This window comes from Paenibacillus sp. JNUCC 34, assembly GCF_058269055.1.
The window spans coordinates 3,255,594-3,277,455 of record NZ_CM177770.1; the positions used below are offsets into that span (position 1 = coordinate 3,255,594).

A 21,862-nucleotide genomic window follows, 5' to 3' on the forward strand; every position below is an offset into this window, starting at 1 on the left:
TCTCCATATCCAATGGATGTAGGGTATCAAAACATAAGCATACCAATATGATGGCATGGCTGTCTAGATTATAGCCACAATCTTATTTAATTGACATTGTGTATGGGTTAGTTGCCACTTTCTATGGAAACCTCTAATATCACCTTTCGTACATTCTAGTTGCTTCTATATCGCTCGGTAGTATTGGCTAGAACATTTAATAACTCTGCCCGCTTCTCAAAATGATTCTGGCAGCTCTCAATGATCTCCGCAAGCTGAGTCCGAAGTTCATCTTCCTCCACATTTAGAATAGACTCACCATGTACAAGCTTCTGAAGTTCATCTACCATGGTTTTTTCTTCAAAATGGGTTTCGCTCAGACCTTCCAGAGCAGACTTGAGGATAGCATATTGTGCGGACCGAGGGTTAGATGTACCACCTGCAGCTTTTACTCCATTCTCGTTCAGTGAGATGCTGTAATATCGCATGGCAGTGAGCTCTCCCTCATAATCCAGCAATTCGTCATGAATGAGCTCCCGCACCCGATATTCGATGAAAGAATCCGAAACTCGCTGCTCTGAATACCCAATCATTTGTCCGATAATACGGGCTGATTTCTTGAAAGTACCATCCAATGCGCCTAACTCCAGTGCGGCCTCCAAAATATTGCGATCGAAATAACTTTCCGGTACGGTCTGCAGCTTCTTATCTTTAAGAACCCGAAGCGTACCTTGTTCGGCACTCAAGCGAAACCAATCTTGAGCCAGTTCATCTTTGAACTGTAAAGTAAGAGTCTGTTCACTACCGTAAAGAAGCGCCAGTTTACTATGTACAATTTCACCTGTATGAGAATATTGAACCGTCTCGGAACTTAAAGCGTCGATTGTATGAATAACAGAAACATGAGCCTCTCGAGGCAGTGCAGCAATTAATCTTCTGAGACCCGTTTGCTCTGCAGCAGAGCCGCCTGCCCAAATGACAATTGGAAACTTGGCTAGCTGTTCCGGCATCGTCTTCCAGGCAAATGCTGCTTTCATATGGGTATCTATTAACTCGTCACGCTCTTCTGTCCCAGAGAACCTCTCGCGGAACCAGCTCATTCGATCTGCAGCTCCTTGAGGATCACGATCATCTGGTAGAGGTCCCACCATCAGATTATCTTCCAGCATGACAGGCACCTCACCCGGATGATCGCGAAGCGCCATTCGAAGGGAGCCTAGCGAGGATGCATCGAAGACGATATGAACCCGCCGAACCTCACCATGAAATTTCAGAGACTCTTCTATGTATGATTCATTCGCGAATCCCCACTCCGAATCAAACGCCCACAAAAACTGTTTCATTCGTTCATGCCGATCCTCAGCCAGCACCCTAGCGGCATTGGTGTTCATCATTGATTTTAACTTTAACAGTTTTTCATAGAAGTGATTAATAGCCGTACTTCGACCACTGCGGTATTCTTCCCGGGTAAAGCTATCTCTGGGTTTAAGCTCAGGATCATAAATGGTCTGCCCTTTCCAGCCGGAGTAGGCAAAAGTGCGAGCTATACCGACAGCACCCAAGGCATCCAGCCTGTCCGCATCCTGGACAATCCTGCCTTCCAGCGTTGCAGGAGGCTCACCTGTATGGTTACCAAACGACATTGTAGCGATAATATCTAGAACATGTGTTTGTATATCTGTTGCAACGCCGGCCTGCTTAAGCCAGTTCAACACTTTATTCATTCCAGCTTCTTTTGACTCGTTCAGCTTCTCATCTGCAATATCGTGCAGCAGTGCAGACAGCTCGCATATGTATTCATCTGCGCCTTCTGTCATAGCGAGCATTTTGGCGGTCCGGGTTACACGGACGATATGCCACCAATCGTGGCCGCTGCTGTCATGCTCCAGTTCTTTTCTTACAAAAAGTCTTGCCTGTTTCAGTACTTCATCGTGTTGATTGTTCATAACGATATAGCACCTCCTATGTATTTTTTACTCATTAAATTACTGATAAAGTACTGAGGCATATAGCCGGTCACTTCCCGTTCTTCTCGGGTGGTCATTTTACGGTCACCGAACACTTGTTCTCTACCCATTAAAAGTACACCACTGAACCATGGTCAGGAGTAACAATAGTTGTCAGAGTTACTTGATCACATTCAATAGAGATCAGCTTCAACTACTCAGTCCCCCGCTTTCGCTGGCTCAGAAGATAAATGATCAATAGAAAGGTAGATGTAAACAGCATAGACCATCTGATAAAATAGAAGTCATTCAAGTGCGGAGAAGTCAACATTTCCACGGTATGAGAACGTACATTCTCATCGATTGCTATCTTGCCCTATTATACATCACGTGGACGATAGGCATAGTCAACGGCGCCCAGTATGAATAGAGTCAACCCTATAATCCATAGAAACATTCCACTGAGAGTGAAACAAATTCCAAACTCCGGAAATGGTAATGAATACTATCCAAATTAAAAAAGCCTTCTCCCCTTAAGTCTAGGAGGAAGGCCCATGTGTTCTAACTGCTTATTTTTGGCTGGCCGTGGACTTGGAGAAAGCTATAAACAGTATTCCAAAAACTAAACCTCCAAATAACCTCGTAACTTCAACTGCAATATCGCGTAGATCAGCTCCGAATCTTGAATCTCGTTCTCTTTAATCTGGCGGATACAATCCTGAACGTCCAAGCGTATAACTGCGATATTCTCATAATCTTCAAGCTGCTGATCCTTGGTACTAATCACTTCTTCGGTATAATAAACATGGGCAATCTCATTACATCTCCAAGAAGCGGGAAACAGCTTTCCAAGATAGATCATAGTGCCGCACTGCATTCCTGTCTCTTCTAAAAATTCACGTCGTGCAGCCGCTTCCAAATTTTCTCCTGATTCTACACCTCCGCCCGGTAGCTGTACGACATGGCAGTCTACCGCTTTTCGGAATTGACGGATCAAGATGAACTGGTTGCTATCTCTGGCCAGAATAACAACGGATTCCGGATTTTGTTTGGAGAAATACACCTTGCCATATCTATCCTCGTAAATCGTCACGCCATTCTTGCTAAGTAAGATCTGCTTATCTTCCATTGTTTTAGTCTCCAATTACAAATACTTGATAAACCATTGGCATGCTTCTTCCATCATACTCTCAGATACAAAGTGTCCTACACCATCATGAACGGATAACTTTAAATGATCAGGCTTCCGTGCATATACGCTTTTTAACTCCCTATATAGATCAATGGTGTATTTTTTAGGCTGATCCAAGTCCAGATCTCCCGAAAGTATAAGGAGTGGCTTGGGATAAAAGTTCTTAATTCGTTTTTCCGGATCAATTTCCGCTATGTTTCTCATAATTTTCAAGGTTTCTTCATGCGTTTTACACAATTCGTCCGACCATTTCGAATAGGTTGAGGTCTCAAGCCATACATCTTCGAAGCGTTTGAGAAAAGAAGGTAATCCGATCATAGGGATGGCTGCTTTCACACGATCATCCTGCGCTAAAATGGAGTATGTCGCGTATCCCCCCATGGACATGCCGGTCACACCGATTCGCTTGGTATCTGCTCTTGGATCATTGTAAAGATTCTCAATAATAAGGCTTATATCTTTGCAGCTTTGTTGAACCACTTCAATCATATGCAGCCACGTATCCAGACCGGTATCCGGCGGATAGACTTGTCTCGCATCCATTGCCCGGATAGACTGTCGTTCTCCATGATCCATTGCATCAAAAGAAATAAAGTATATGCCTTGCTCTGCCAGTCGGTGACCCAACTCAAGACCTTGCTTTCGGCTTCCATAATAACCGTGAAGATAGATGACTACAGGCATAGCCTTCAGCCCTTCAGGATATACCGTAAATAGAGGGATATTTTGAATATTGTATTGTTCAGTTATTATTCGTTTCATATCAATCTTACCTTTCAAATATATTGATATCAATCAATAGCACTCGCCAAAAGACTCTGGTCAAACTCATCCTTTAAAATCGAATACAAATAAGAGTCATGATATTTCCCTTTGTGATACATATGCTCCCGTAAATGCCCTTCCTTAATCATGCCGTTTCGGATCATCACACCGGCTGATCCAATGTTTTCCGGTCGACAGGTTGCATAAATTCGATGAGCACCCAACTCTTGAAATCCTAAGGTTAACATGGCTTTAGCCGCTTCCGATGCGTATCCTTTGCCCCAGTAATCCGGATGAAAACAATAGCCAATCTCCGTATTCTTTCCTTCCATATGTAACCCGCAGCCGCCAATGATCTTTCCATTCTCCTTAAGAGAAACGGCGAGTTCATATCCTACACGCGGCACAGCTTCCTGCATAGCTATCACACGGTCGATATATTCCTGTGTCTCTTCCTCGGTGTTAGGACCCCAGATCATATACTCCACAACCTTCGAATTGGAGGCATACGTATGAACTTCCTGCCAATCTTCCTTGGTAAAATCACGGATCATTAACCGCTCTGTTTCAATATACATACCCAACCTCTCCCGATACAAATTTTTGGGTTTTCTTTCCGTTATCATCGTGTTCTTTATATTCACCTTTTGTGTATTCCGATATAACTTTGGTCCAGAAATGCTGTGCAGGTATATTCGTTGCTAATTGGAACACTTCCCATGCTCCTAGATGTAGATCAAACAACTCTTTGGCGACTTGTTTACCAACACCAGACCGGCGGTATTTTTTCATGATGAAAAACTCGGCCATGGAGAAATACGTCTTCTCCTCCGTTTGAATTTGTCTAACAAGAGCAAAACCGCCATATTTACCGTTTATCTTCACGAGATAAGGAAACCGAATGGCTGTTTCCGTCCAATAGCTATCCAAGTAAGGATCGTAACCAAACATCCCGTCGCCTTCCACATCAATATCGATAAATTCCGAAAAGTCGTAGAAGTAAAACTGCATTAAATTTGCAAAAATATCTTTTTCCTCTTTGGTAGCAAGATATAATTCATAATCCATTTTGATCATCACATTCCTTATAATAGTGTAACCTGAGCATCATACCTGTAACGTTTTGTATTCCCAGGATTTGTTCTCTATTGTATCATCAAAATAACTTTTAAATGTTATAATTTGTAATCACGAATGCTTAGCACACAAAAAAACCGAAGAGCTTAAGGCTCTACGGTTTTATGTATGGGCATGAGGATGAACAAAAACTCAACAATCACTTCCTAATAATAGTACTTATTATCTTGAAAGGGATGGAACTATACTATGAATTTAGAACAACGCAAAGCTTGGAATGCGAATCATAAGCAATTAACGAGTATCATTGCAAAACCGGCTGAACATCAACAAGCAGTACAATTATTTTTAAAGCAGCACGCTTTATTGTATTCATCGAAGATGACAGGATCAGAGATTCAAAGTCTGGAGGATGAACTACTAACAGACATTAAAGAAGAAACATTTCGAACTTATCCTGTGCGTATGACGGACACCAGCAATTCGATCATATGGCATATTTGGCACAGCGCCAGAATTGAAGATATGACAATGAATATTCTGGTTAACGGTAGTGAGCAAGTTCTCATCACAGAAGATTGGCAGCATAAGATGAAAGTTCCCTTCCATCATTCGGGAAATTTTTATTCATTTGAACCGATCTATTCGTATCAAGCATAAGGTTCAATGATCCACTCAGCTATGCATCTGACACTGTATACGGTCTTAAATAACGGGACAGTATTCCGTGTTTAGGTGACAGAAGGAAACTGAGCAGGAATACAATTCCGGTGGCAAATGCCATTGATCCGGAAATGGAGGTGTCTAGCCATACCGCAATGTAGTACCCAGCGACCGCCGATACAACACCGAATGTAGCACTCAGCACTAACATGATCGACATACGATCAGTCCATAAGTAGGCAGCGGCAGCTGGCGTAATTAACATGGCAACGACCATAATCGCGCCTACCGCATCAAATGCAGCAACGGTTGTCACAGATACAAGTGACATAAACACATAATGCATAAGAACAACGGGTATGCCGATACTTGCCGCTAGTGCAGGGTCAAATGAAGTGATCTTCCATTCCTTATAAAATGCGAGAATGACCAAGATAACGACCAGCAATACGATAGACAAAATAAATGTCGCCTCTGGAACTTCTCCAAGCCAAGGAACCTGGATTTTGTTCCACGGCACAAAGGTGATCTCACCCATCAATGCGTGCTTCACATCCAAGTGGGCATTCCCAACTTGGGTGGCAATAAGAATGACTCCAACCGCAAACATCGTTGTAAACACCACTCCGATGGAGGCATCCTGCTGAACACCTCGTGAGTGAAACCACTGCACAAGCACGGCGGTCAACAAACCGGCAATGATGGCTCCTACCAGCATATGTGTTCCCCTAAGCTCCCGGGTGATCAGAAAAGCGGTAACGATGCCGAGCAGAACCGTATGGCTGATTGCATCGGCCATCATTGCCATTCGGCGCAAAATAAGAAATACGCCGATAATACCGCATGATAAGCCGACAAGAGAAGCGGTAAGTAATATCCACGCTGTATAACTCATCTTAATCCGCCTCCTTAATTGAAACGGTCTGTCTGGACCAGACTTGAGCTTGCCCAGCATGCTGCTTTTTCTGCGAGCGAAGCTGCAAGGCTTGAATCAGCAGACCTTTCTCTGCGCCGAACACAAGCGATATAACAAATAATACAGAAGATGAGACGACGATGAACGGACCGGTAGGCCATCCTTTGCCAAGCGTGCTGATCATCGTTCCCGTCATTCCCGCTCCCCCGCCGAATATCGCCGACAGGATAACCATCCATTTAAAGGAGTGTGTCCAGTAGCGGGCGCTGACAGCCGGAATGATTAGCAGTGCCGACATCAATATGACGCCTACTGCCTGAATGCCGATGACGATTACAAGTACAAGAACGGCCAAGTAAACAGAGTTCATAAGACGGCCGGACAAACCTAATCCTTTGGCAAAATCAGGATCGAACAAGAACAGCTTCCATTCCTTGAAGGCGATGAACACAACGAGCATGACGAGCACCGCAAGCATCAACATCGTATAGACATCCTGACGCACCATAGAAGCCGCCTGGCCAAAAATAAAACTGTCCAGACCACTCTGGTTACCGCCGGCCGAACGGTTAACGATGGTCAGCAACATGATTCCAAGGCCGAAAAATACCGACAGAATCATGCCCATAGCCGTATCTTCCTTGATCCGGGATGAAGATCGAATCCACTGGATCATGAAAGCACCGATCAAGGCACTTATGGCTGCTCCCGTGATCATTATAGGCAGACTTTTCGTGCCGGATAGTGCAAAGGCAATTACGACACCAGGCAAAGCTGCATGAGATAACGCATCACTCATCAGGCTTTGTCGTTTCCAATACGCTAGGCATCCAATTACGCCAGCTGCCATCCCAAGAATCAATGTACTTAAGAGAACCCATTGTGTATTCGGTGACAAAAGCGTGTCCATTCTTTACGCCTCCTTCATCCAGCGCAATGCCCCGCCATAAGCTTTGTACACATTATCCTTCGTAAAGACGTCCTCCGTCTTGCCATGGGCCACGACACCTCGATTTAGAAGCAGCACATGATCGAAATAGTCCTCTACGGTTTGGAGATCGTGATGGACAACCATCACAGTTTTGCCTGACATTTTCAGCTCTTTTAGTGTCGTCATGATGGCACGTTCTGTTGCTGCATCTACGCCAGCCAGCGGTTCATCCATGAAATATAAATCCGCTTCCTGAACCAAAGCACGAGCCAGAAACACCCGCTGCTGTTGTCCCCCGGATAGCTGACTGATCTGCCGCTCCGCGTAGTCTGCCATCCCCATTTGCTCAAGCGATGCCATGGCTTTTTCCTTGTGACTGCGCTTAGGCCATTTCAGCCATCCAACCTGACCATACAGTCCCATCATGACAACATCCAATGCATTGGTCGGGAAATCCCAGTCCACTGACCCGCGCTGCGGCACATATCCAACGCGTGTCTTTGTCTTGCTGAGTGTAGAACCGAAGAAGCTGACGGTGCCTGAAAGTTTCGGATGAAGCTCAAGCATGACCTTTAGAAGCGTAGATTTCCCCGCACCATTCGGCCCTACGATACTGGTCAGCGAACCAGGCTGAACATCAAATGTGACATCGTTCAGCACTTTGTTTTTACGATAAGATGCCGTTAATCCTTGAACATTAAGTACAGACATAATCACTCACCTTTTCCTGTTAATGCTTTATAAATCGTGTCCACATTATGGCGATACATTCCGATATAAGTGCCTTCTGGCGTTCCCTCTTTACCCATTGCATCCGAGAACAGTTCTCCGCCGAGTTTAACTTCCAGTCCTTTGCTTGCCGCTCCTTCAATGACCGCTTTAATCGAATTTGGATTAATGCTGCTTTCCACAAATACGGCTGGAATGCTGTATTCGAGCAATATTTGAATGGTCTCGTCAATATCCGAAATCCCGATTTCATCTTCGGTGCTCAGTCCCTGAAGGCCAACAACTTTCATATCATGCATTCTTCCAAAATAACCAAAAGCATCGTGCGCAGTGACAATGACACGCTTGTCTTTCTCGATCTTCGCCAGCTTATCCTTAGATTCTTTACTCAGAGCGTCAAGCTCTTCGAAATATTTAACCTTATTACTTTCAAAGTATTCTGCGTTATCCGGAGAAAACTTCTTAAGCTCTTCAACGGCAGAGTCTAGAGCTTTCTTCCACAAATCTAGATCAAACCAAATGTGCGGATCTACGGCATTGGCATCATCCGTCAGCAACTGATCTTTCGGTATGACTTCACCGATAGCAAGAACAGGTCTGCTCTTACCGATCTGCTCGAAGATTTCCGACATATTCCCTTCAAGATTCAGACCGGAGTAAAATACGACGTCACCGCCTTCGAGCTTCTGGATATCCCCTTGTGTTGCGTTATACAAATGCGGATCCACGCCAGGACCCATCAGACTCTGTACACTCACTTTGTCACCGCCGATAACCGAAATCGGCTCCGCAATTTGTGCAATGGTCGTCACAATCTGGATCTTCCCGTCCACTGATTGCCCATTAGCCTTCTCTTGACGAGCAGAACATCCTGCGAGCACAAGTGAAAACCCTAATGCCATAATACTCATGAACTTTGCTGTTTTTTGATACATCTTGTTCTTCACCCTCTTCTCCTCCTAATATGTATGGGAAGTTTTGTATAGTGTGCCCTCATAAAACAAATATGGACAACAACAAATATTTTTCCCTAAGGCAAAATATATTCTAACTCCAAGGTAATTTCAAAATAGTTATTTGTCAAGAGGTCATATCTTTAAGAAATCTGCATAATCCGACCTACACAAGGATCTGATAGTAAAGAAGAAACTCCTTATAACATGCGTAATATCAGCCTAAACAGCACAAAAAGTCACATATACAGCAGCATGTTTTTTTCATTAGGCAAACATTTTTAACTACATGAAAAAAATTTAAAATATGACTCTAAACAGAAATGCAACACAAAAAAGCTCCCATTCAATAATTATTCGACCGAATATTTCAGGCCTGATAATTATTGAACAGGAGCTTTTCTATTAATAATTGATTTATGGAAGCTCTAGTACTCATGTCCGCGCACTTTAGCATATATCATAAGATCCATAAGCTCGCCGTTGCCGTCTCTCTTCCAATTCCGGTTAATGCCTTCAAGTGAAAAACCAGCCCGCTCCGCCACATGTTGACTGCGAGTATTTTTGTAATCGATTCGAATCTCAACCCGATTAGCCTCAAGTTCACGGATGGCGTAATCCGTAATAGCGGTCACAGCTTCAGTCATCAGTCCTTTTCCAGAACATGAGCTGCGGATCCAGTACCCGATCTCAAACCTACGTGCTTCCCAATCGATTCGGTGTAAACCACTGCTGCCCACGAAGGACCCTGTCTCCTTATCAAAAAGATGCATCACCAGATCCGTTCGTTCCAGAAAATTCAATCTGGCTTTGCGTACAAAAGCTTCCGATTCTTCCACTGAGGGAATGTTATTCGCAAAAGGAAGCCACCTACGCAGATCCTCCGCACTCTCCCTGACTGCTTCGTTAACAGCCACACCATCACCCCATAACGGAGCGCGAATAAGCAGTCGTTCCGTTTCAAAGCTTTCAGGAAACTCAAGCAGTATCAAGCTCATAATTCTATGCCCCCTCATCAATTGAATAAACGAATCTGTTTAATCTGCGTCAGGATCCGGTCCAATCTTTTTCTAGCATCCGTTCGGTGATCTGGAAGAAGATCGATAGCAGACATAGAGGCAATCTGCTCCACAACAGCATCGATGCTCATCGTATCGGTGTCCAAATGATGACCAAACACTTCATGAGATAAGCCATGAATACAACGGTCAATTTGCTGAGCTGGCCAGCTATCTGATCCATCCCCCCGACTTCTAAGCCGCTTGAGTAAGACTTCCTTCGAAGCACAAAGCGTGTAATGATGTATATTCACACCTTCGCGCCTTAACCGGGCGACAATCTCATCAAAGTATTGAGTATCCGTAATCGTCATAGGTACGATAATGATTCGAGATGACGTCTCATCTAAATAGCGCAGCATAGAGTAGTTAAATTCTCTCCACATAGGGTAATGCTGAAAATCACTTACTTTAGATTCGTCCGGTACATTTTTACGTATAAAATAACCTGCATTCTCGGGATCGTACAAAAATGAGTCGGGGATTCTTCGATTCAGTTCGTAAGAAGCCTGGCTTTTTCCCGATCCAAAAGCGCCGTTGATCCAAATAATCATAATTTCACTCCGATATTTATTTTTAATCGTTTAGTTAGTCAATTGCCTTAGCAGGTTCATCATAGCGAGAGTAATCTATAAATCTGGTACCTTGATAGGTAAGTATACCAATATCCCCCTCAACAAGCATCCCGAATTTTTTGGCCTTCACTTGAAACTCCTGCCGTGAATGATCTTCAAATTCAAAGGTAATGTAATAACTTGTCGATGCTCTTGAATTACCAGATCCACCCCAAACTTCCGTCCGTTTAGTGATGATCTCACTTGGCTTGTTCAACATTTCAGCCGCATTGTTAGATGACCAAGTGAACAAGCCTTGAACTCCTTTGGCAAGAACAATGACAACAACAACCACAAATACAATGCCAACAAACATTGGAATAAATGTTGGAGCTCCGCCGAATCCTGGGCTGCTCAACGCCTCCATCTCGATCTTCCCTTCATTTATTAATTTCGATCGGTATTACTTTTATAACGTCATCAGTCCCGGAATAGTTACAAACAACAGTAAATAAATACCTCCAACCACTTAGTTAGAGGAACAAAGAGTAACCAAACAGGACGAGTGTCTACAACTTTGATCTATTAATAGAATAAGAATAACTAGATATTTATAGAAGAACGAATTACATCTTTTCCGCTTCACCAAACTTTGGCTGAGGTTCCTCCAATTACATAACTCGCTAAATGTCTTGTCCTGCAAGGATTAAAAGGATTTTATCACTCTGAAATTGTGACAGAACTGGTAACTATCGCGAATGTTTGAACAAACTATGAACTCTCCGGAAACCGCAGTATTACAGTGATCTGCCTCACATACAATCCGGTTTGTAACAATTTGAACACACAATGTTACACACTTCGTCATTTTTGATCCATTATTTGTAAACGAAGCAAGTAAATTCATTTTGCAAAGCGCTGACGTACTTCTTACTATAGCAATAGGAATGAATAACGCTTGAAGAACGAAGTTAGGAAGGAAAGGGGTACAACATGAAAAAAAGAGGGCCGTTATTTGCATTGTTCCTGAGCTTAACCTTGCTCTTATCGGGATGCAGCTCGCTTACGGTACTAGATCCTAAGGGACCAGCCGCAAGGACCCTATCCGAGACCATCATATTTTCTATCCTCATGATGCTCGGAGTCTTGGCTGTAGTTTACGCCTTGTTTGTCTTTATGCTGGTGAAATACCGGGCTAAGAAATCTAATGAAGGTTATACACCTCCTCATGAAGAGGGCAGCAAGTGGTTAGAGATAACTTGGATTACTATTCCTATTATTATTGTAGCCATTCTGTCGGTAGTAACTGTGAAAACCACGGTTGCCGTTGAAAACGTTCCAGAGGGCTATGAGGACCAGAAACCTCTCGTTATCTATGCCTCTTCCTCGGACTGGAAATGGCACTTTAGTTATCCGGAGGAAGGCATTGAGACCGTTAACTATGTGAACATTCCGACACATCGTCCGATTGAGTTCCGGATTTATTCCTTCGGGCCGATCACCAGCTTATGGATTCCTCAGCTGGCAGGACAAAAGTACGCCATGAGCGACATGTTAACTAAACTCAATCTGGTTGCTGATGTTCCTGGATCTTACATGGGTAAGAACTCGAACTTTAGTGGCGAAGGATTCGCACACATGGAATTCGAAGCACTGGCCATGTCTTCTGCTGAGTTTGATGAGTGGGTAAACGACGTGAAGACGACTGCACCTGAATTAACCGAAGCCGATTTCAACAAGCTGCTCGAAACAGATCACGTCGGCAGAATGTCCTTCTCAAATAACCACCTGACTTTCAGCCCTCCACCTGAAGAGCATGGTCATCACGGAAATGCAGCTCATCAGGAGAACGGAACAGAGCATTCCGATCCGGACAGTGAACATAATGATAACCCGGACGAACATAGCTCAACAAACCATGAAGGACATTAATGTTATGGAAGACCTGCTCCTCCATAAGACAAAATGAACTTCGGACATCCAGAAAGGAGTTAAGCCCTTATGAAATGGGACGAATTTTTCGTTACCGGAGATCCATTAATCTACGGCGCCATGGTGAGTATCGTACTCGTCTCGCTCGCAATTCTCGTAGGTCTGACCTACTTCAAAAAATGGGGATATTTGTGGCGGGAATGGCTGACTACAGTGGATCATAAAAAAATAGGTGTGATGTACATCATATCAGCCTTAGTCATGCTGTTCCGCGGCGGAGCTGACGCAGTTATGATGCGTGCCCAAACCGCACTTCCAAATATGAAATTCTTGGATGGGCAGCATTATAACGAAGTGTTTACAACACACGGCCTTATTATGATTCTCTTTATGGCAATGCCATTTGTCTTTGGTTTGATGAACATAGTCATCCCACTGCAGATCGGTGCACGTGACGTTGCTTTTCCGCGTCTAAACGCAATCAGCTTCTGGTTGTTCTTCGCAGGGGCTATGCTACTTAATATTTCCTTCGTTATCGGAGGATCGCCTGACGCAGGTTGGACCGCATATTTCCCTCTGGCCAGCAATGAATTCAGCCCGAGTGTAGGTATGAACTATTACTCCCTTGCCCTTCAAATATCAGGGATCGGGACACTGCTTACCGGTGTAAACTTTATTGTTACCATTCTTAAAATGCGTGCACCAGGCATGACTCTGATGAAAATGCCGATGTTTACCTGGTCCATTCTCATTACTTGTGTCATCATTATCTTTGCATTCCCAGTATTGACGATTGCACTGCTTCTGATGATGTTCGACCGACTTTTCGGTTCCCAGTTCTTTACCATGGCGAACGGCGGTATGGATATGCTGTGGGCCAACCTATTCTGGGTATGGGGTCACCCTGAAGTATACATTGTTATTCTGCCTGCTTTCGGTATTTACAGTGAGATTATTTCGACCTTCTCGAAAAAAAATCTCTATGGTTATACATCGATGGTTATCAGTATGGCCGTGATTTCCGCTTTGTCTTTCCTTGTCTGGGCTCACCATTTCTACACTATGGGTCAAGGCGCTATGGTCAACGGTTTCTTCTCTATTACAACGATGGCTATTGCCGTTCCGACCGGAGTTAAGATATTCAACTGGTTGTTCACGATGCGAAAGGGCCGAATAACCTTTACGACACCGATGCTGTATTCACTGGCCTTTATTCCAGTCTTTACAATCGGTGGCGTAACAGGTGTCATGCTGGCGATGGCCAGCGCGGACTATCAGTATCACAACACGATGTTCTTGGTGGCGCATTTCCACTACACTCTCATACCAGGTACCGTGTTTGCAGTACTCGCAGGTTTCCATTACTGGTTCCCTAAAGTGTTCGGCTTCCGCCTGAACGAGCGACGTGGTAAGACAGCCTTCTGGTTCATCGCAATTTCGTTTAACGTAACTTTCTTCCCGATGTTCTTCCTGGGATTGAAAGGTATGACGCGCCGGATGTACACCTATTCAGCTGAGACAGGATTCGGACCACTTAACATGCTCTCGATGGTCGGTGTAGTCGGTTTGACGATTGGTTTCATTCTTCTCTGCTACAACATTTACTGGAGCACACGTTATCAACCTCGGGACAAAACCGGAGATCCATGGGATGCTCGTTCGTTGGAATGGTCTACGCCAAGTCCTGTACCAGCATATAACTTTGCTGTTACGCCAAAGATTACTAAACGTGATGCCTACTGGTTCGCTAAGCAGGATAAAGTTCCACTTTCAGATGAAAAGATTACAAAAATTCATATGCCGAGCAATTCAGGAAAACCATTTATTCTCGGTGTAGTCTTCTTCTTCTTCGGATTCTTCATGGTATTCAGTTGGTGGACACCAGCTATTATTTCCGGTATTGCCCTCATCATAGTTTTGGCTACGATGTCCTTTGACCGGGATAACGGATACTATATTCCTGCAGAAGAGATTGTTCAAACAGAAAACAAATTGCGGGGTGATACGGTATGAAAATAGATGCCACTCAGCCGCTTGAATACGGGACAGACGAAAACCGCTACAAAATTTTTGGATTCTGGTTGTTTCTCGGAGCTGAAATCGCACTGTTTGCAACTCTGTTTACCACCTACTTCATTTTGGTCAATCGCTTTGCGTCTGGCCCGAGCGGTGCTGAAATATTTGAGATTGGTCCGGTTATGGTCGAGACCTTCCTCTTGCTAACATCAAGCTTTACAATTGGACTCGCGGTACACAGTATGCGCCTTGGTCTGAAAAAGCAGATGATGATCTTCATGATCATCACCCTGCTGCTCGGCGCTGCGTTCCTTGGAATCGAAATATACGAGTTCATCACTTACGTTAATGAAGGTGCTACATTATCGACAAGTGCTTTCTTGTCTAGCTTGTTCGTACTTCTGGGTACTCACGGTGCGCACGTTGCCTTCGGTCTCTTGTGGGGATCGGCTATTCTAATCCAGTTGAAAAAGCATGGCTTGGATCATCGTACAGCTAACAAATCATTCATCTTCTCGCTGTACTGGCACTTCTTGGATGTTGTGTGGATCTTTATCTTCAGCTTCGTTTACCTGAAAGGACTGATGTGACATGATGAAGCAGCTGTTTCCGATTAAGCATGTAGTAGGTTATGTTTCCTCTCTCGTCCTTACAGCCCTTGCGCTTGTTGTGCTTATGGATTTTCCGGCTGCGGTAAAAATGGGAATACTGATGGTAACAGCTATACTGCAGGCATCCCTCCAGCTCGTATTATTTATGCACATCGGGGAATCGGACGATAAAAAATCACTATATATCAATATCGCCTATGCATTGTTCGTTGCATTGGTTACGATTTTTGGATCCCTCTTCATCTTCGTGTGGGGCTGGTACGCTTAATACTCGTGAACCAAACCTGCTTGAAGCTTGATACACTAAAAAAGCCCTCCTTGAGAAATCAAAATCAAGGAGGGCTTTTTATGTTCATCGTTTTCGCATCCATTTTATCAGTACATAGATACTACCAACAACAATCAAGACTAGACCGATAAGCAAACATATGCGAACCAGCATCGGACCAAGATTCATCAGAGATCCTTCAGGGTCTGACGTTGCAGAGACCATGAGGCACATTAGGCCAACCGCCATTAGTGCCACAGCGAGCATCCACTCAACCTTCCTCATAATCCTCCTCCTGACTCCCCGCAAGAGGAAAACGAATATCGAATCTCGTGCCAACTCCAGTTGTGCTGCTTACGTGAATTTCTCCGCCTTGCAGATCAATCAGTTTTTTAGCGATAGATAATCCCAATCCAGTACCGCCATACTGGCGAGAGCGGGACTTCTCCACCCGGTAGAAGCGGTCAAATAACAATGGAATCTCATTCTCAGGTATTCCTATACCTGTATCTTCAATCGTCAACGTAACTTGATTGACATCACTGTGCAGTGACACTGTAACATCACCAGACTCCGTATATCGCACAGCATTATCCAACAGATTTATAAAAATCTGCTCCATACGGAGACCATCACCTCGGATCAATGGAATATCAGAGCCATAATTAGCTTGTAAATGTAAACCCTTCTCTTTAACTCTCCATTCCATTTTACGAACCGAACTTCGGGCGATCTCCGTCAGATCTATCCACTCCAGAGTTAAGCTGATCTTCCCTTCTTCCATCTTGGCCAGCTCGAACAGGTCATTAACCAAGCGCTGCAGTCGAACAGCTTCCTCCTGAATAATATCAAGATACTTGTCCTTCTCTTCCTCAGAAGTATATAACTTCTCCTTTACAACCTTTGCATAGCCTTCCAGATACGTAATCGGCGTGCGTAGCTCATGCGATATATTAGCAAAAAACTCTTGCCTCGTATCCTGGTAGCGCTGCAGATCCCTTGCCAGATCATTAATGGCCTCGGCAAGGGATCCAACTTCGTCATTACTCTTAATCGAAAGTCGTGTTTCCAAATTTCCCGCGGCAATTTTACGGGTTGCTTGCTGCATTTGCAGTAATGGGCGGGATAATACCTGAGCCGCTATCCAAATAAATCCTAACGCAAGCAGGAATGCTCCAACGCCTGACAGAATAAGCAGATTACGTATGTTGGCAATGGATTCATCGACATGTTGTGTTGAAGCAAGCACATATATAGCCGAATCGCTTACACGATGGGTGTCATCCTGAGGAATAGCCATGCCGGTTACCAGATAGCGATTGTCGTCTGGATCTGTGTGTTTAAAGTTTACCGTCTGGCCGGAGAAAATTTTTTGAACATCTTTGTCATGAATGAAAGAATGATCCGAAGGATCATGTGCCCCTGAATGAGCTGTTACCTCTCCTTCATTGCTTATAAAGAATATACTCACGTCAGAGAAATCCGCAAATGCATCGAGCGAATGCTCGGATGATTGATCCTTCGATGCAGCCATCATGACAAAGTGCGCTGTCATTTCATTATAATTGTTTCTCATATCCGCATAGTGAAAATTAGTAAACATACGATCTATAGCCACACCCAGAAAAAGGATTACGATCAAAAACAAGGAGATCATCCATAAACCAAGCTTTGTTCCGATTCGGTTATGAATCATGATGCTCACCGGCAAGATGAAACTTATAACCGATCCCCCATACCGTTTGTACCGGATTATAACTTAGACCCGCCTTGTGCGCTTTTTCTCTAATATTTTTCACATGTGTATCAATGACGCGCGATTCCCCGTGATAATCATGCTCCCACAGACGTTCAACAAGCTCTTCTCGGGAATAGGCACGATGGTTGTTTTGTGCAAGCGTAAGCAGCAGATCGAATTCTTTTTGTGTGAAATCTACGGGCTGATTATGAATTAATACTTCACGTCCCTCAGGGTGGATCGACAGCTCTAGATAGTGCAGCTTCACTTCTGGCGGTGCACTCAATTTCGATATCGTATACCGGCGGATTAGGGAATACACTCTTGCAATGAGCTCCTCGGATTCAAACGGCTTAGTTAGATAATCATCAGCACCGATGCCCAGACCATGAACTTTGTCCTTCGTTTCCGAACGTGCGGTCAACATTAGAATTGGAACTTGGCTGTGTTCGCGAATCTTTTTGCATACTTGCCATCCATCCGTATCCGGCATCATCACATCAAGAAGAATGACATCAAAAGAATGTTGCCTCACTAAAGCCAACGCTTCATGACCCGTTGCCGCTTCCTTGACCTCAAAACCTTCCTTCATTAGATAAATCCGCAATAAATTGCGCATATTCCATTCATCATCAACTACAAGTACTTGTATTTTCATTAGCGCTTCACCTGCTCTTCAATCTTAATTCATCTTATTATAAGTCAAAATTATGTTGAAAACGAACCCCATGGATTAACGTTGATGGTCAGTCCGAAATGACAAAAACCAGTCTAAAACACACAACGTGTCAGACTGGTTCTTGACATCTGTTCTTTAGGAATCTTGCAATGAGCCAGCTTCGCTGTTCCACATCATGTGGCCACCGTTACCGCGCATCATGTGGCCGCTATTTACGGCATCACGAGAGGTTTGTCCCCCGTTACGCATCATACCATCGTTATTCCCGTGACAGCTCTCATACATTTCATTCAGCTGCTGCTCTGAAGCTCCCGGGTGCATTTGTTTCATAAACGGCAGCATGTCCTGAAAAGACAGGTCATTAGCATCGGCATATACCATCGTACCGAGTCCAAATGTAAGTACTGCAACCCCTATTCCAGCGAGAAATTTGTTCTTCATGATGTATCGCCTCCTTATAACCACATCATAGCGAGAAATGATGTGGTTTTTGTGTGGATGTTGTGACACTGATGTGAATTAGTGTCCGCTATGAGCATCCCCACCGGAAGACGGAACAATTTCGAGCATATCATCGATTTCGCTTTGACCTTTTTCAGAAATTGAATTTACATCCCCTGTGATCCATGCGTGATTGTACGGCCCCTCTGTAGGACTCTTTTCGAATGTAGGCTGAATCGACATTACATATTTCATCACGGACTCCGGCATTCCGTCCTTGTCTGTAAACAGAAGCGGTGCATGCTTGCCCAAGTGAGAGAATGGGGCGACCGCAATACTCAGCATGGTAGAGTCAACAGGTAGGAACGAGAAGTTATGTCCCGGACTGTCAATCCCCCAGCCGAACTCCGTTTCAGGATCCTTGAACTTGACAAAATTCACAGCATTCTCATATGGATCTTCACCGGCTATCCGCGTAACCTTTCCATAAGCTTTCAATTCTTCCTCAACTTTTTTGGATACCGAAGATTCAGGTCCAATCAAATAAATATTCGCTTTACCGCCACGTATATTCAGAGCCTCAATCGTCTCTTTAGAGACCTCGTCCTTATTAACGTATAGTAGAGGTTCAGGCATATGAGCAATCCAGTTCACAGCCGGCAGTGTATATTCAGGGCTGTCCATCGATCCGACAATGACGGATTCTGGGGTACTCCCCGCTACCTTGGCGTAATAAGCGTCTATAGCCTTAGCTACAGCGGCAGGCTCTTCCCCTTCCACTTTATCCACTTTGTATTTCAGCTCTTTGAGCTGCTCTTCCACTTTCCCGGCAACCTTGCCAACAATAATAACCTGAACTCCATCGTTGCTCGCAGAGCCTTTGGGATTTAATCGTTTCAACTCATTAAGCGTAGCTTCCGGAATTCCATCCTTATTCACAAACAATATCGGTCCGTTGCTCGGATGATGGATCAGATCGGCGCTGGCCGCCGCAATCTGCCAGTTCTCCGAATCCACAAGCACAACACTTCCAGCCTTGTTGTTATCGTTCGTTGATGTCCAGAGCGTCTTGGAAGTCAATACAGCTGCTTCTATGGGGCTCGATGTGTTAATACGCGTCGTATTCTTGGTACCGACCCATGGCGTATTCACTTCCGTCTGAGAGACAGCACTGCTTTCAGTAGAAGGATTAGACGGTGGCTCAGCGTTGTCTTTGTCCTGACAGCCTGCCAAAATACCTACTGCAAGCAGAGCTGTAGCGCCGACAGTTAACACTTGTTTCATAGATAAATCCCTCCAGATCTTCTGCTATATCTCGCCCTATCTTCGGACTGTTATCAACTTACCCAGCAAATATGTGGAATCTGTGTAGGAAGTGTGAATTTTCTGGAGGGTTCAAATATTACATATCTTCTAGAGTAGCTTCATCATCAAAATCAGGGGGGGCAAGAGGCATTGCACCCGTTCGAATTCTCCTCATATGATCAGTCAACATGTTGACGTAAACCTCATCTCTGGCAAGCCAGGCTCCATAGTTACGCTTGATATGGCGCTCAGCATCCTCAAACGTCTGAAAATGAAAGGCAAGCGGTTCATCATTCCACTCCACCGCCCATTGCCCTGACCGTGATAGATATACGAAAATCTTATCATCCCCCCAACTTTCATACAGCACACCGGTTTCTGAACTTTTTATATTAAACTGATTACGGGCAGCATCCGCTCTCATAGGCTCGAGTTCAAACGGCTCTTCCACAAATAATTGAAATACCACATCACCAATATTGCAGCCGGAAGCCTTGGCATGGCCGCCTCCTCCATAGCGCATAGCAATAGCAGATACATCAATATGTTCATGAATCGTTCGAAGACTCATTTTTCGACCGCCCATGTTTAGTATGGCTATGTAATCCAAGTGTGGATTGCTTGTCCCCAGCTCACTGGCTAGCTCGGAATGATATGATTCCGCATATACAATGCCGGCACACTCGCTGCCGATAAATGTCTGAATCATTTCCCTTCTTTTGCGGCGGATGTAGCGTTCGATTTTATTCTCCTCCATGTCAAGGATTTTCTCCTCGAATTCATCGAAGGTGAAGCTTTGTTGACTCCGCAACCGATCCACCATTTTAGTCTCAAACTCATCAAGGGATACCATGAAGAACAAGTCGTTCAACCGCTTGGCTTGTAACTTGTTCTCGGACTCCCATTCCCATGTATCATAAAGCCGGACCAATTCCACGAACTGATCCATCGATTCGGTACGCGAAAGCATTCCATTTTCGATCAAATATTCATAAAGCAATGATGTAGCTGAGGAAAGCCGTCCGTCAGCGTGATATACATCGACCTGAGCCCAAGGATAGTCGTTAAAATGATTTGCTGTTTTATGATGATCAATCAACCGGACATGGCCGCCGTCCTTTACATAGCGATCTAAACGTTGCTCCAGTTCGCTGTTGACTGTTAGGTCCGTAATAAACAGCAGATCTTCGGGGTTTCCCTGAACGGGTACGCGGTTCAAATACCTTTCCACCTGGAAGTTCAGTCCGCTGATGGAATTGTAACGGATATCAACCTCATCCCCGAATGCGCACTTTGCGATGATGCCACAGCCCACTCCATCAAGATCATTATGGCTGTATAAATAATACATGGATGAACAGCTCCTTATAAAAAATGTCATTTCCAGCTCTAACTTTCCCTTAAATTTTCCACTTTAGTCACTTGATCAAGTAAGAGGCCGTCCAATTTTGTCTTTTGTGAGACGCTACGCGTATGACCACAAAACAAAGACAAAAAGAAACCACCCTTTGGTAACATGGGAGCATCATCGAGCCACCAAATTACCAAGGAGAGATCTCTTTTGAATATTCAATATACCATAGACCATTATACACCAAGAAGGCCACCCAATGATGAATGCACGGGTAGCCTGTTTCTCTTCTTTTTTTTGAGAGGTATCCTAATTTATATTTAGATTTAGTTTGCAGCTTGTACAGGTCTGGGACCCTTGGACGATTTAACTTCATACATCCCGTGTGAAGAGCTTACAATATGTTCAGGCGTTGGTTTGCCACGACTGTTCCGATGGCCTTGAATATGCGCTTCACTCGTCTCCCAGCGCTTCCATGCTTCCTTAGAGTCCCAACGGATCATCACGATAACTTCTTCAGTCTCGTCGCCTCTGCGAGCATTTTTGACCATGACACTCAGATCAATGAATCCTTCGATCTCCTCGATCGGTCCTGGTCCGCTAAATCTTTCCACGACAAGATGAGACGTACCGGATTTTACGATGATGGTTTTAGTTTCGATTAACATGCCTATCCACTCCCTTAGGATAATTCTACTAAGGTTCATTCTAAATGATAAAGATTATCATTGTCAACCAATAGAAGCTATCACTTAAAA

Annotated in this window: 24 protein-coding genes; 5 read left to right on the plus strand and 19 right to left on the minus strand. The window is 44.3% G+C overall.

The features are described 5' to 3' along the window. Window positions 1-155: 155 nt before the first annotated feature. The 5 genes from AC2TF5_RS15215 to AC2TF5_RS15235 all read right to left on the minus strand — a co-directional run bounded on the left by AC2TF5_RS15215 (window position 156) and on the right by AC2TF5_RS15235 (window position 4,950). Window positions 156-1,925, minus strand: a complete 1,770-nt coding sequence (locus AC2TF5_RS15215; RefSeq protein WP_491297910.1) for a DUF3658 domain-containing protein — start codon at window positions 1,923-1,925, stop codon at window positions 156-158. A gap of 622 nt (window positions 1,926-2,547) precedes the next feature. Next, entirely contained in the window at window positions 2,548-3,054 is a 507-nt protein-coding gene (locus tag AC2TF5_RS15220; RefSeq protein ID WP_491297911.1) for an NUDIX hydrolase, read from the minus strand. Window positions 3,055-3,069: 15 nt separating this feature from the next. After that, window positions 3,070-3,879, minus strand: a complete 810-nt coding sequence (locus AC2TF5_RS15225) for an alpha/beta hydrolase family protein (RefSeq protein WP_491297912.1) — start codon at window positions 3,877-3,879, stop codon at window positions 3,070-3,072. Between the two features lie 29 nt (window positions 3,880-3,908). After that, window positions 3,909-4,460 (minus strand): GNAT family N-acetyltransferase, encoded by a 552-nt coding sequence (locus AC2TF5_RS15230; RefSeq protein ID WP_491297913.1) that lies wholly within the window; start codon window positions 4,458-4,460, stop codon window positions 3,909-3,911. Then, window positions 4,450-4,950 (minus strand): GNAT family N-acetyltransferase, encoded by a 501-nt coding sequence (locus AC2TF5_RS15235; RefSeq protein WP_491297914.1) that lies wholly within the window; start codon window positions 4,948-4,950, stop codon window positions 4,450-4,452. The genes AC2TF5_RS15230 and AC2TF5_RS15235 overlap by 11 nt, the downstream gene beginning before the upstream one ends. A gap of 258 nt (window positions 4,951-5,208) precedes the next feature. Here AC2TF5_RS15235 and AC2TF5_RS15240 point away from each other — a divergent pair, with 258 nt between their 5' ends. Beyond that, window positions 5,209-5,619, plus strand: a complete 411-nt coding sequence (locus tag AC2TF5_RS15240; protein WP_491297915.1) for a hypothetical protein — start codon at window positions 5,209-5,211, stop codon at window positions 5,617-5,619. Between the two features lie 19 nt (window positions 5,620-5,638). On the opposite strand, the gene AC2TF5_RS15245 is transcribed toward AC2TF5_RS15240, so the two are convergent. The 7 genes from AC2TF5_RS15245 to AC2TF5_RS15275 form a co-directional block, all read right to left on the minus strand. Next, window positions 5,639-6,517, minus strand: a complete 879-nt coding sequence (locus tag AC2TF5_RS15245) for a metal ABC transporter permease (protein ID WP_491297916.1) — start codon at window positions 6,515-6,517, stop codon at window positions 5,639-5,641. A 1-nt stretch (window position 6,518) separates the two neighbouring features. Beyond that, on the minus strand, window positions 6,519-7,448 hold the full coding sequence (locus AC2TF5_RS15250) for a metal ABC transporter permease (RefSeq protein ID WP_491297917.1): 930 nt from the start codon (window positions 7,446-7,448) through the stop codon (window positions 6,519-6,521). 3 nt (window positions 7,449-7,451) lie between these two features. After that, a complete protein-coding gene (locus AC2TF5_RS15255; RefSeq protein WP_491297918.1) occupies window positions 7,452-8,180 on the minus strand; it encodes a metal ABC transporter ATP-binding protein in 729 nt (242 codons plus the stop codon). A gap of 2 nt (window positions 8,181-8,182) precedes the next feature. After that, on the minus strand, window positions 8,183-9,109 hold the full coding sequence (locus AC2TF5_RS15260) for a metal ABC transporter solute-binding protein, Zn/Mn family (protein ID WP_491302904.1): 927 nt from the start codon (window positions 9,107-9,109) through the stop codon (window positions 8,183-8,185). Window positions 9,110-9,579: 470 nt separating this feature from the next. Beyond that, a complete protein-coding gene (locus AC2TF5_RS15265; protein ID WP_491297919.1) occupies window positions 9,580-10,149 on the minus strand; it encodes a GNAT family N-acetyltransferase in 570 nt (189 codons plus the stop codon). Window positions 10,150-10,166: 17 nt separating this feature from the next. Beyond that, window positions 10,167-10,763, minus strand: coding sequence for an AAA family ATPase (locus AC2TF5_RS15270; RefSeq protein ID WP_491297920.1), 597 nt, complete (start codon window positions 10,761-10,763; stop codon window positions 10,167-10,169). Between the two features lie 34 nt (window positions 10,764-10,797). Further along, the gene (locus AC2TF5_RS15275) at window positions 10,798-11,190 is read right to left on the minus strand and encodes a DUF2500 domain-containing protein (protein ID WP_491297921.1); all 393 of its coding nucleotides are present in this window, start codon (window positions 11,188-11,190) and stop codon (window positions 10,798-10,800) included. A gap of 566 nt (window positions 11,191-11,756) precedes the next feature. On the opposite strand from AC2TF5_RS15275, the gene qoxA reads away from it, so the two are divergent. The 4 genes from qoxA (at window position 11,757) to qoxD (ending at window position 15,590) form a co-directional block, all read left to right on the plus strand. Then, window positions 11,757-12,695: a cytochrome aa3 quinol oxidase subunit II gene (gene qoxA / locus AC2TF5_RS15280; protein ID WP_491297923.1), complete on the plus strand. Its 939-nt coding sequence runs from the start codon at window positions 11,757-11,759 to the stop codon at window positions 12,693-12,695. 69 nt (window positions 12,696-12,764) lie between these two features. Continuing rightward, on the plus strand, window positions 12,765-14,708 hold the full coding sequence (gene qoxB, locus AC2TF5_RS15285) for a cytochrome aa3 quinol oxidase subunit I (protein ID WP_491297924.1): 1,944 nt from the start codon (window positions 12,765-12,767) through the stop codon (window positions 14,706-14,708). Continuing rightward, window positions 14,705-15,301: a cytochrome aa3 quinol oxidase subunit III gene (qoxC, locus tag AC2TF5_RS15290; protein ID WP_491297926.1), complete on the plus strand. Its 597-nt coding sequence runs from the start codon at window positions 14,705-14,707 to the stop codon at window positions 15,299-15,301. The genes qoxB and qoxC overlap by 4 nt, the downstream gene beginning before the upstream one ends. A gap of 1 nt (window position 15,302) precedes the next feature. Beyond that, window positions 15,303-15,590 carry a cytochrome aa3 quinol oxidase subunit IV gene (gene qoxD / locus AC2TF5_RS15295; protein WP_491297927.1) on the plus strand — a complete coding sequence of 96 codons (288 nt, stop codon included), beginning with the start codon at window positions 15,303-15,305 and terminating at the stop codon, window positions 15,588-15,590. An 84-nt stretch (window positions 15,591-15,674) separates the two neighbouring features. On the opposite strand, the gene AC2TF5_RS15300 is transcribed toward qoxD, so the two are convergent. From AC2TF5_RS15300 to AC2TF5_RS15330, 7 genes are all read right to left on the minus strand, one after another. Continuing rightward, on the minus strand, window positions 15,675-15,875 hold the full coding sequence (locus AC2TF5_RS15300) for a hypothetical protein (RefSeq protein ID WP_491297928.1): 201 nt from the start codon (window positions 15,873-15,875) through the stop codon (window positions 15,675-15,677). Continuing rightward, window positions 15,862-17,286, minus strand: coding sequence for a sensor histidine kinase (locus AC2TF5_RS15305; protein ID WP_491297929.1), 1,425 nt, complete (start codon window positions 17,284-17,286; stop codon window positions 15,862-15,864). Before AC2TF5_RS15305 ends, AC2TF5_RS15300 begins: the two co-directional genes overlap by 14 nt. Then, a complete protein-coding gene (locus AC2TF5_RS15310; RefSeq protein WP_491297930.1) occupies window positions 17,276-17,986 on the minus strand; it encodes a response regulator transcription factor in 711 nt (236 codons plus the stop codon). Before AC2TF5_RS15310 ends, AC2TF5_RS15305 begins: the two co-directional genes overlap by 11 nt. Window positions 17,987-18,142: 156 nt before the next feature. Further along, on the minus strand, window positions 18,143-18,448 hold the full coding sequence (locus tag AC2TF5_RS15315) for a hypothetical protein (protein WP_491297931.1): 306 nt from the start codon (window positions 18,446-18,448) through the stop codon (window positions 18,143-18,145). A gap of 78 nt (window positions 18,449-18,526) precedes the next feature. Beyond that, the gene (locus AC2TF5_RS15320; protein ID WP_491297932.1) at window positions 18,527-19,732 is read right to left on the minus strand and encodes a cell wall-binding repeat-containing protein; all 1,206 of its coding nucleotides are present in this window, start codon (window positions 19,730-19,732) and stop codon (window positions 18,527-18,529) included. A 118-nt stretch (window positions 19,733-19,850) separates the two neighbouring features. Then, a complete protein-coding gene (locus tag AC2TF5_RS15325; RefSeq protein WP_491297933.1) occupies window positions 19,851-21,104 on the minus strand; it encodes a DHH family phosphoesterase in 1,254 nt (417 codons plus the stop codon). Between the two features lie 326 nt (window positions 21,105-21,430). After that, on the minus strand, window positions 21,431-21,772 hold the full coding sequence (locus tag AC2TF5_RS15330; RefSeq protein ID WP_491297934.1) for an antibiotic biosynthesis monooxygenase: 342 nt from the start codon (window positions 21,770-21,772) through the stop codon (window positions 21,431-21,433). Window positions 21,773-21,862 lie beyond the last annotated feature (90 nt).

What these genes read in the sequence shown, in the direction of transcription:
- AC2TF5_RS15215 (WP_491297910.1), bottom strand. Translation starts at nt 1,925, where the DNA reads ATGAACAATCAACACGATGAAGTACTGAAACAGGCAAGACTTTTTGTA.
- AC2TF5_RS15220 (WP_491297911.1), bottom strand. Translation starts at nt 3,054, where the DNA reads ATGGAAGATAAGCAGATCTTACTTAGCAAGAATGGCGTGACGATTTAC.
- AC2TF5_RS15225 (WP_491297912.1), bottom strand. Translation starts at nt 3,879, where the DNA reads ATGAAACGAATAATAACTGAACAATACAATATTCAAAATATCCCTCTA.
- AC2TF5_RS15230 (WP_491297913.1), bottom strand. Translation starts at nt 4,460, where the DNA reads ATGTATATTGAAACAGAGCGGTTAATGATCCGTGATTTTACCAAGGAA.
- AC2TF5_RS15235 (WP_491297914.1), bottom strand. Translation starts at nt 4,950, where the DNA reads ATGGATTATGAATTATATCTTGCTACCAAAGAGGAAAAAGATATTTTT.
- AC2TF5_RS15240 (WP_491297915.1), top strand. Translation starts at nt 5,209, where the DNA reads ATGAATTTAGAACAACGCAAAGCTTGGAATGCGAATCATAAGCAATTA.
- AC2TF5_RS15245 (WP_491297916.1), bottom strand. Translation starts at nt 6,517, where the DNA reads ATGAGTTATACAGCGTGGATATTACTTACCGCTTCTCTTGTCGGCTTA.
- AC2TF5_RS15250 (WP_491297917.1), bottom strand. Translation starts at nt 7,448, where the DNA reads ATGGACACGCTTTTGTCACCGAATACACAATGGGTTCTCTTAAGTACA.
- AC2TF5_RS15255 (WP_491297918.1), bottom strand. Translation starts at nt 8,180, where the DNA reads ATGTCTGTACTTAATGTTCAAGGATTAACGGCATCTTATCGTAAAAAC.
- AC2TF5_RS15260 (WP_491302904.1), bottom strand. Translation starts at nt 9,109, where the DNA reads ATGAGTATTATGGCATTAGGGTTTTCACTTGTGCTCGCAGGATGTTCT.
- AC2TF5_RS15265 (WP_491297919.1), bottom strand. Translation starts at nt 10,149, where the DNA reads ATGAGCTTGATACTGCTTGAGTTTCCTGAAAGCTTTGAAACGGAACGA.
- AC2TF5_RS15270 (WP_491297920.1), bottom strand. Translation starts at nt 10,763, where the DNA reads ATGATTATTTGGATCAACGGCGCTTTTGGATCGGGAAAAAGCCAGGCT.
- AC2TF5_RS15275 (WP_491297921.1), bottom strand. Translation starts at nt 11,190, where the DNA reads ATGGAGGCGTTGAGCAGCCCAGGATTCGGCGGAGCTCCAACATTTATT.
- qoxA (WP_491297923.1), top strand. Translation starts at nt 11,757, where the DNA reads ATGAAAAAAAGAGGGCCGTTATTTGCATTGTTCCTGAGCTTAACCTTG.
- qoxB (WP_491297924.1), top strand. Translation starts at nt 12,765, where the DNA reads ATGAAATGGGACGAATTTTTCGTTACCGGAGATCCATTAATCTACGGC.
- qoxC (WP_491297926.1), top strand. Translation starts at nt 14,705, where the DNA reads ATGAAAATAGATGCCACTCAGCCGCTTGAATACGGGACAGACGAAAAC.
- qoxD (WP_491297927.1), top strand. Translation starts at nt 15,303, where the DNA reads ATGATGAAGCAGCTGTTTCCGATTAAGCATGTAGTAGGTTATGTTTCC.
- AC2TF5_RS15300 (WP_491297928.1), bottom strand. Translation starts at nt 15,875, where the DNA reads ATGAGGAAGGTTGAGTGGATGCTCGCTGTGGCACTAATGGCGGTTGGC.
- AC2TF5_RS15305 (WP_491297929.1), bottom strand. Translation starts at nt 17,286, where the DNA reads ATGATTCATAACCGAATCGGAACAAAGCTTGGTTTATGGATGATCTCC.
- AC2TF5_RS15310 (WP_491297930.1), bottom strand. Translation starts at nt 17,986, where the DNA reads ATGAAAATACAAGTACTTGTAGTTGATGATGAATGGAATATGCGCAAT.
- AC2TF5_RS15315 (WP_491297931.1), bottom strand. Translation starts at nt 18,448, where the DNA reads ATGAAGAACAAATTTCTCGCTGGAATAGGGGTTGCAGTACTTACATTT.
- AC2TF5_RS15320 (WP_491297932.1), bottom strand. Translation starts at nt 19,732, where the DNA reads ATGAAACAAGTGTTAACTGTCGGCGCTACAGCTCTGCTTGCAGTAGGT.
- AC2TF5_RS15325 (WP_491297933.1), bottom strand. Translation starts at nt 21,104, where the DNA reads ATGTATTATTTATACAGCCATAATGATCTTGATGGAGTGGGCTGTGGC.
- AC2TF5_RS15330 (WP_491297934.1), bottom strand. Translation starts at nt 21,772, where the DNA reads ATGTTAATCGAAACTAAAACCATCATCGTAAAATCCGGTACGTCTCAT.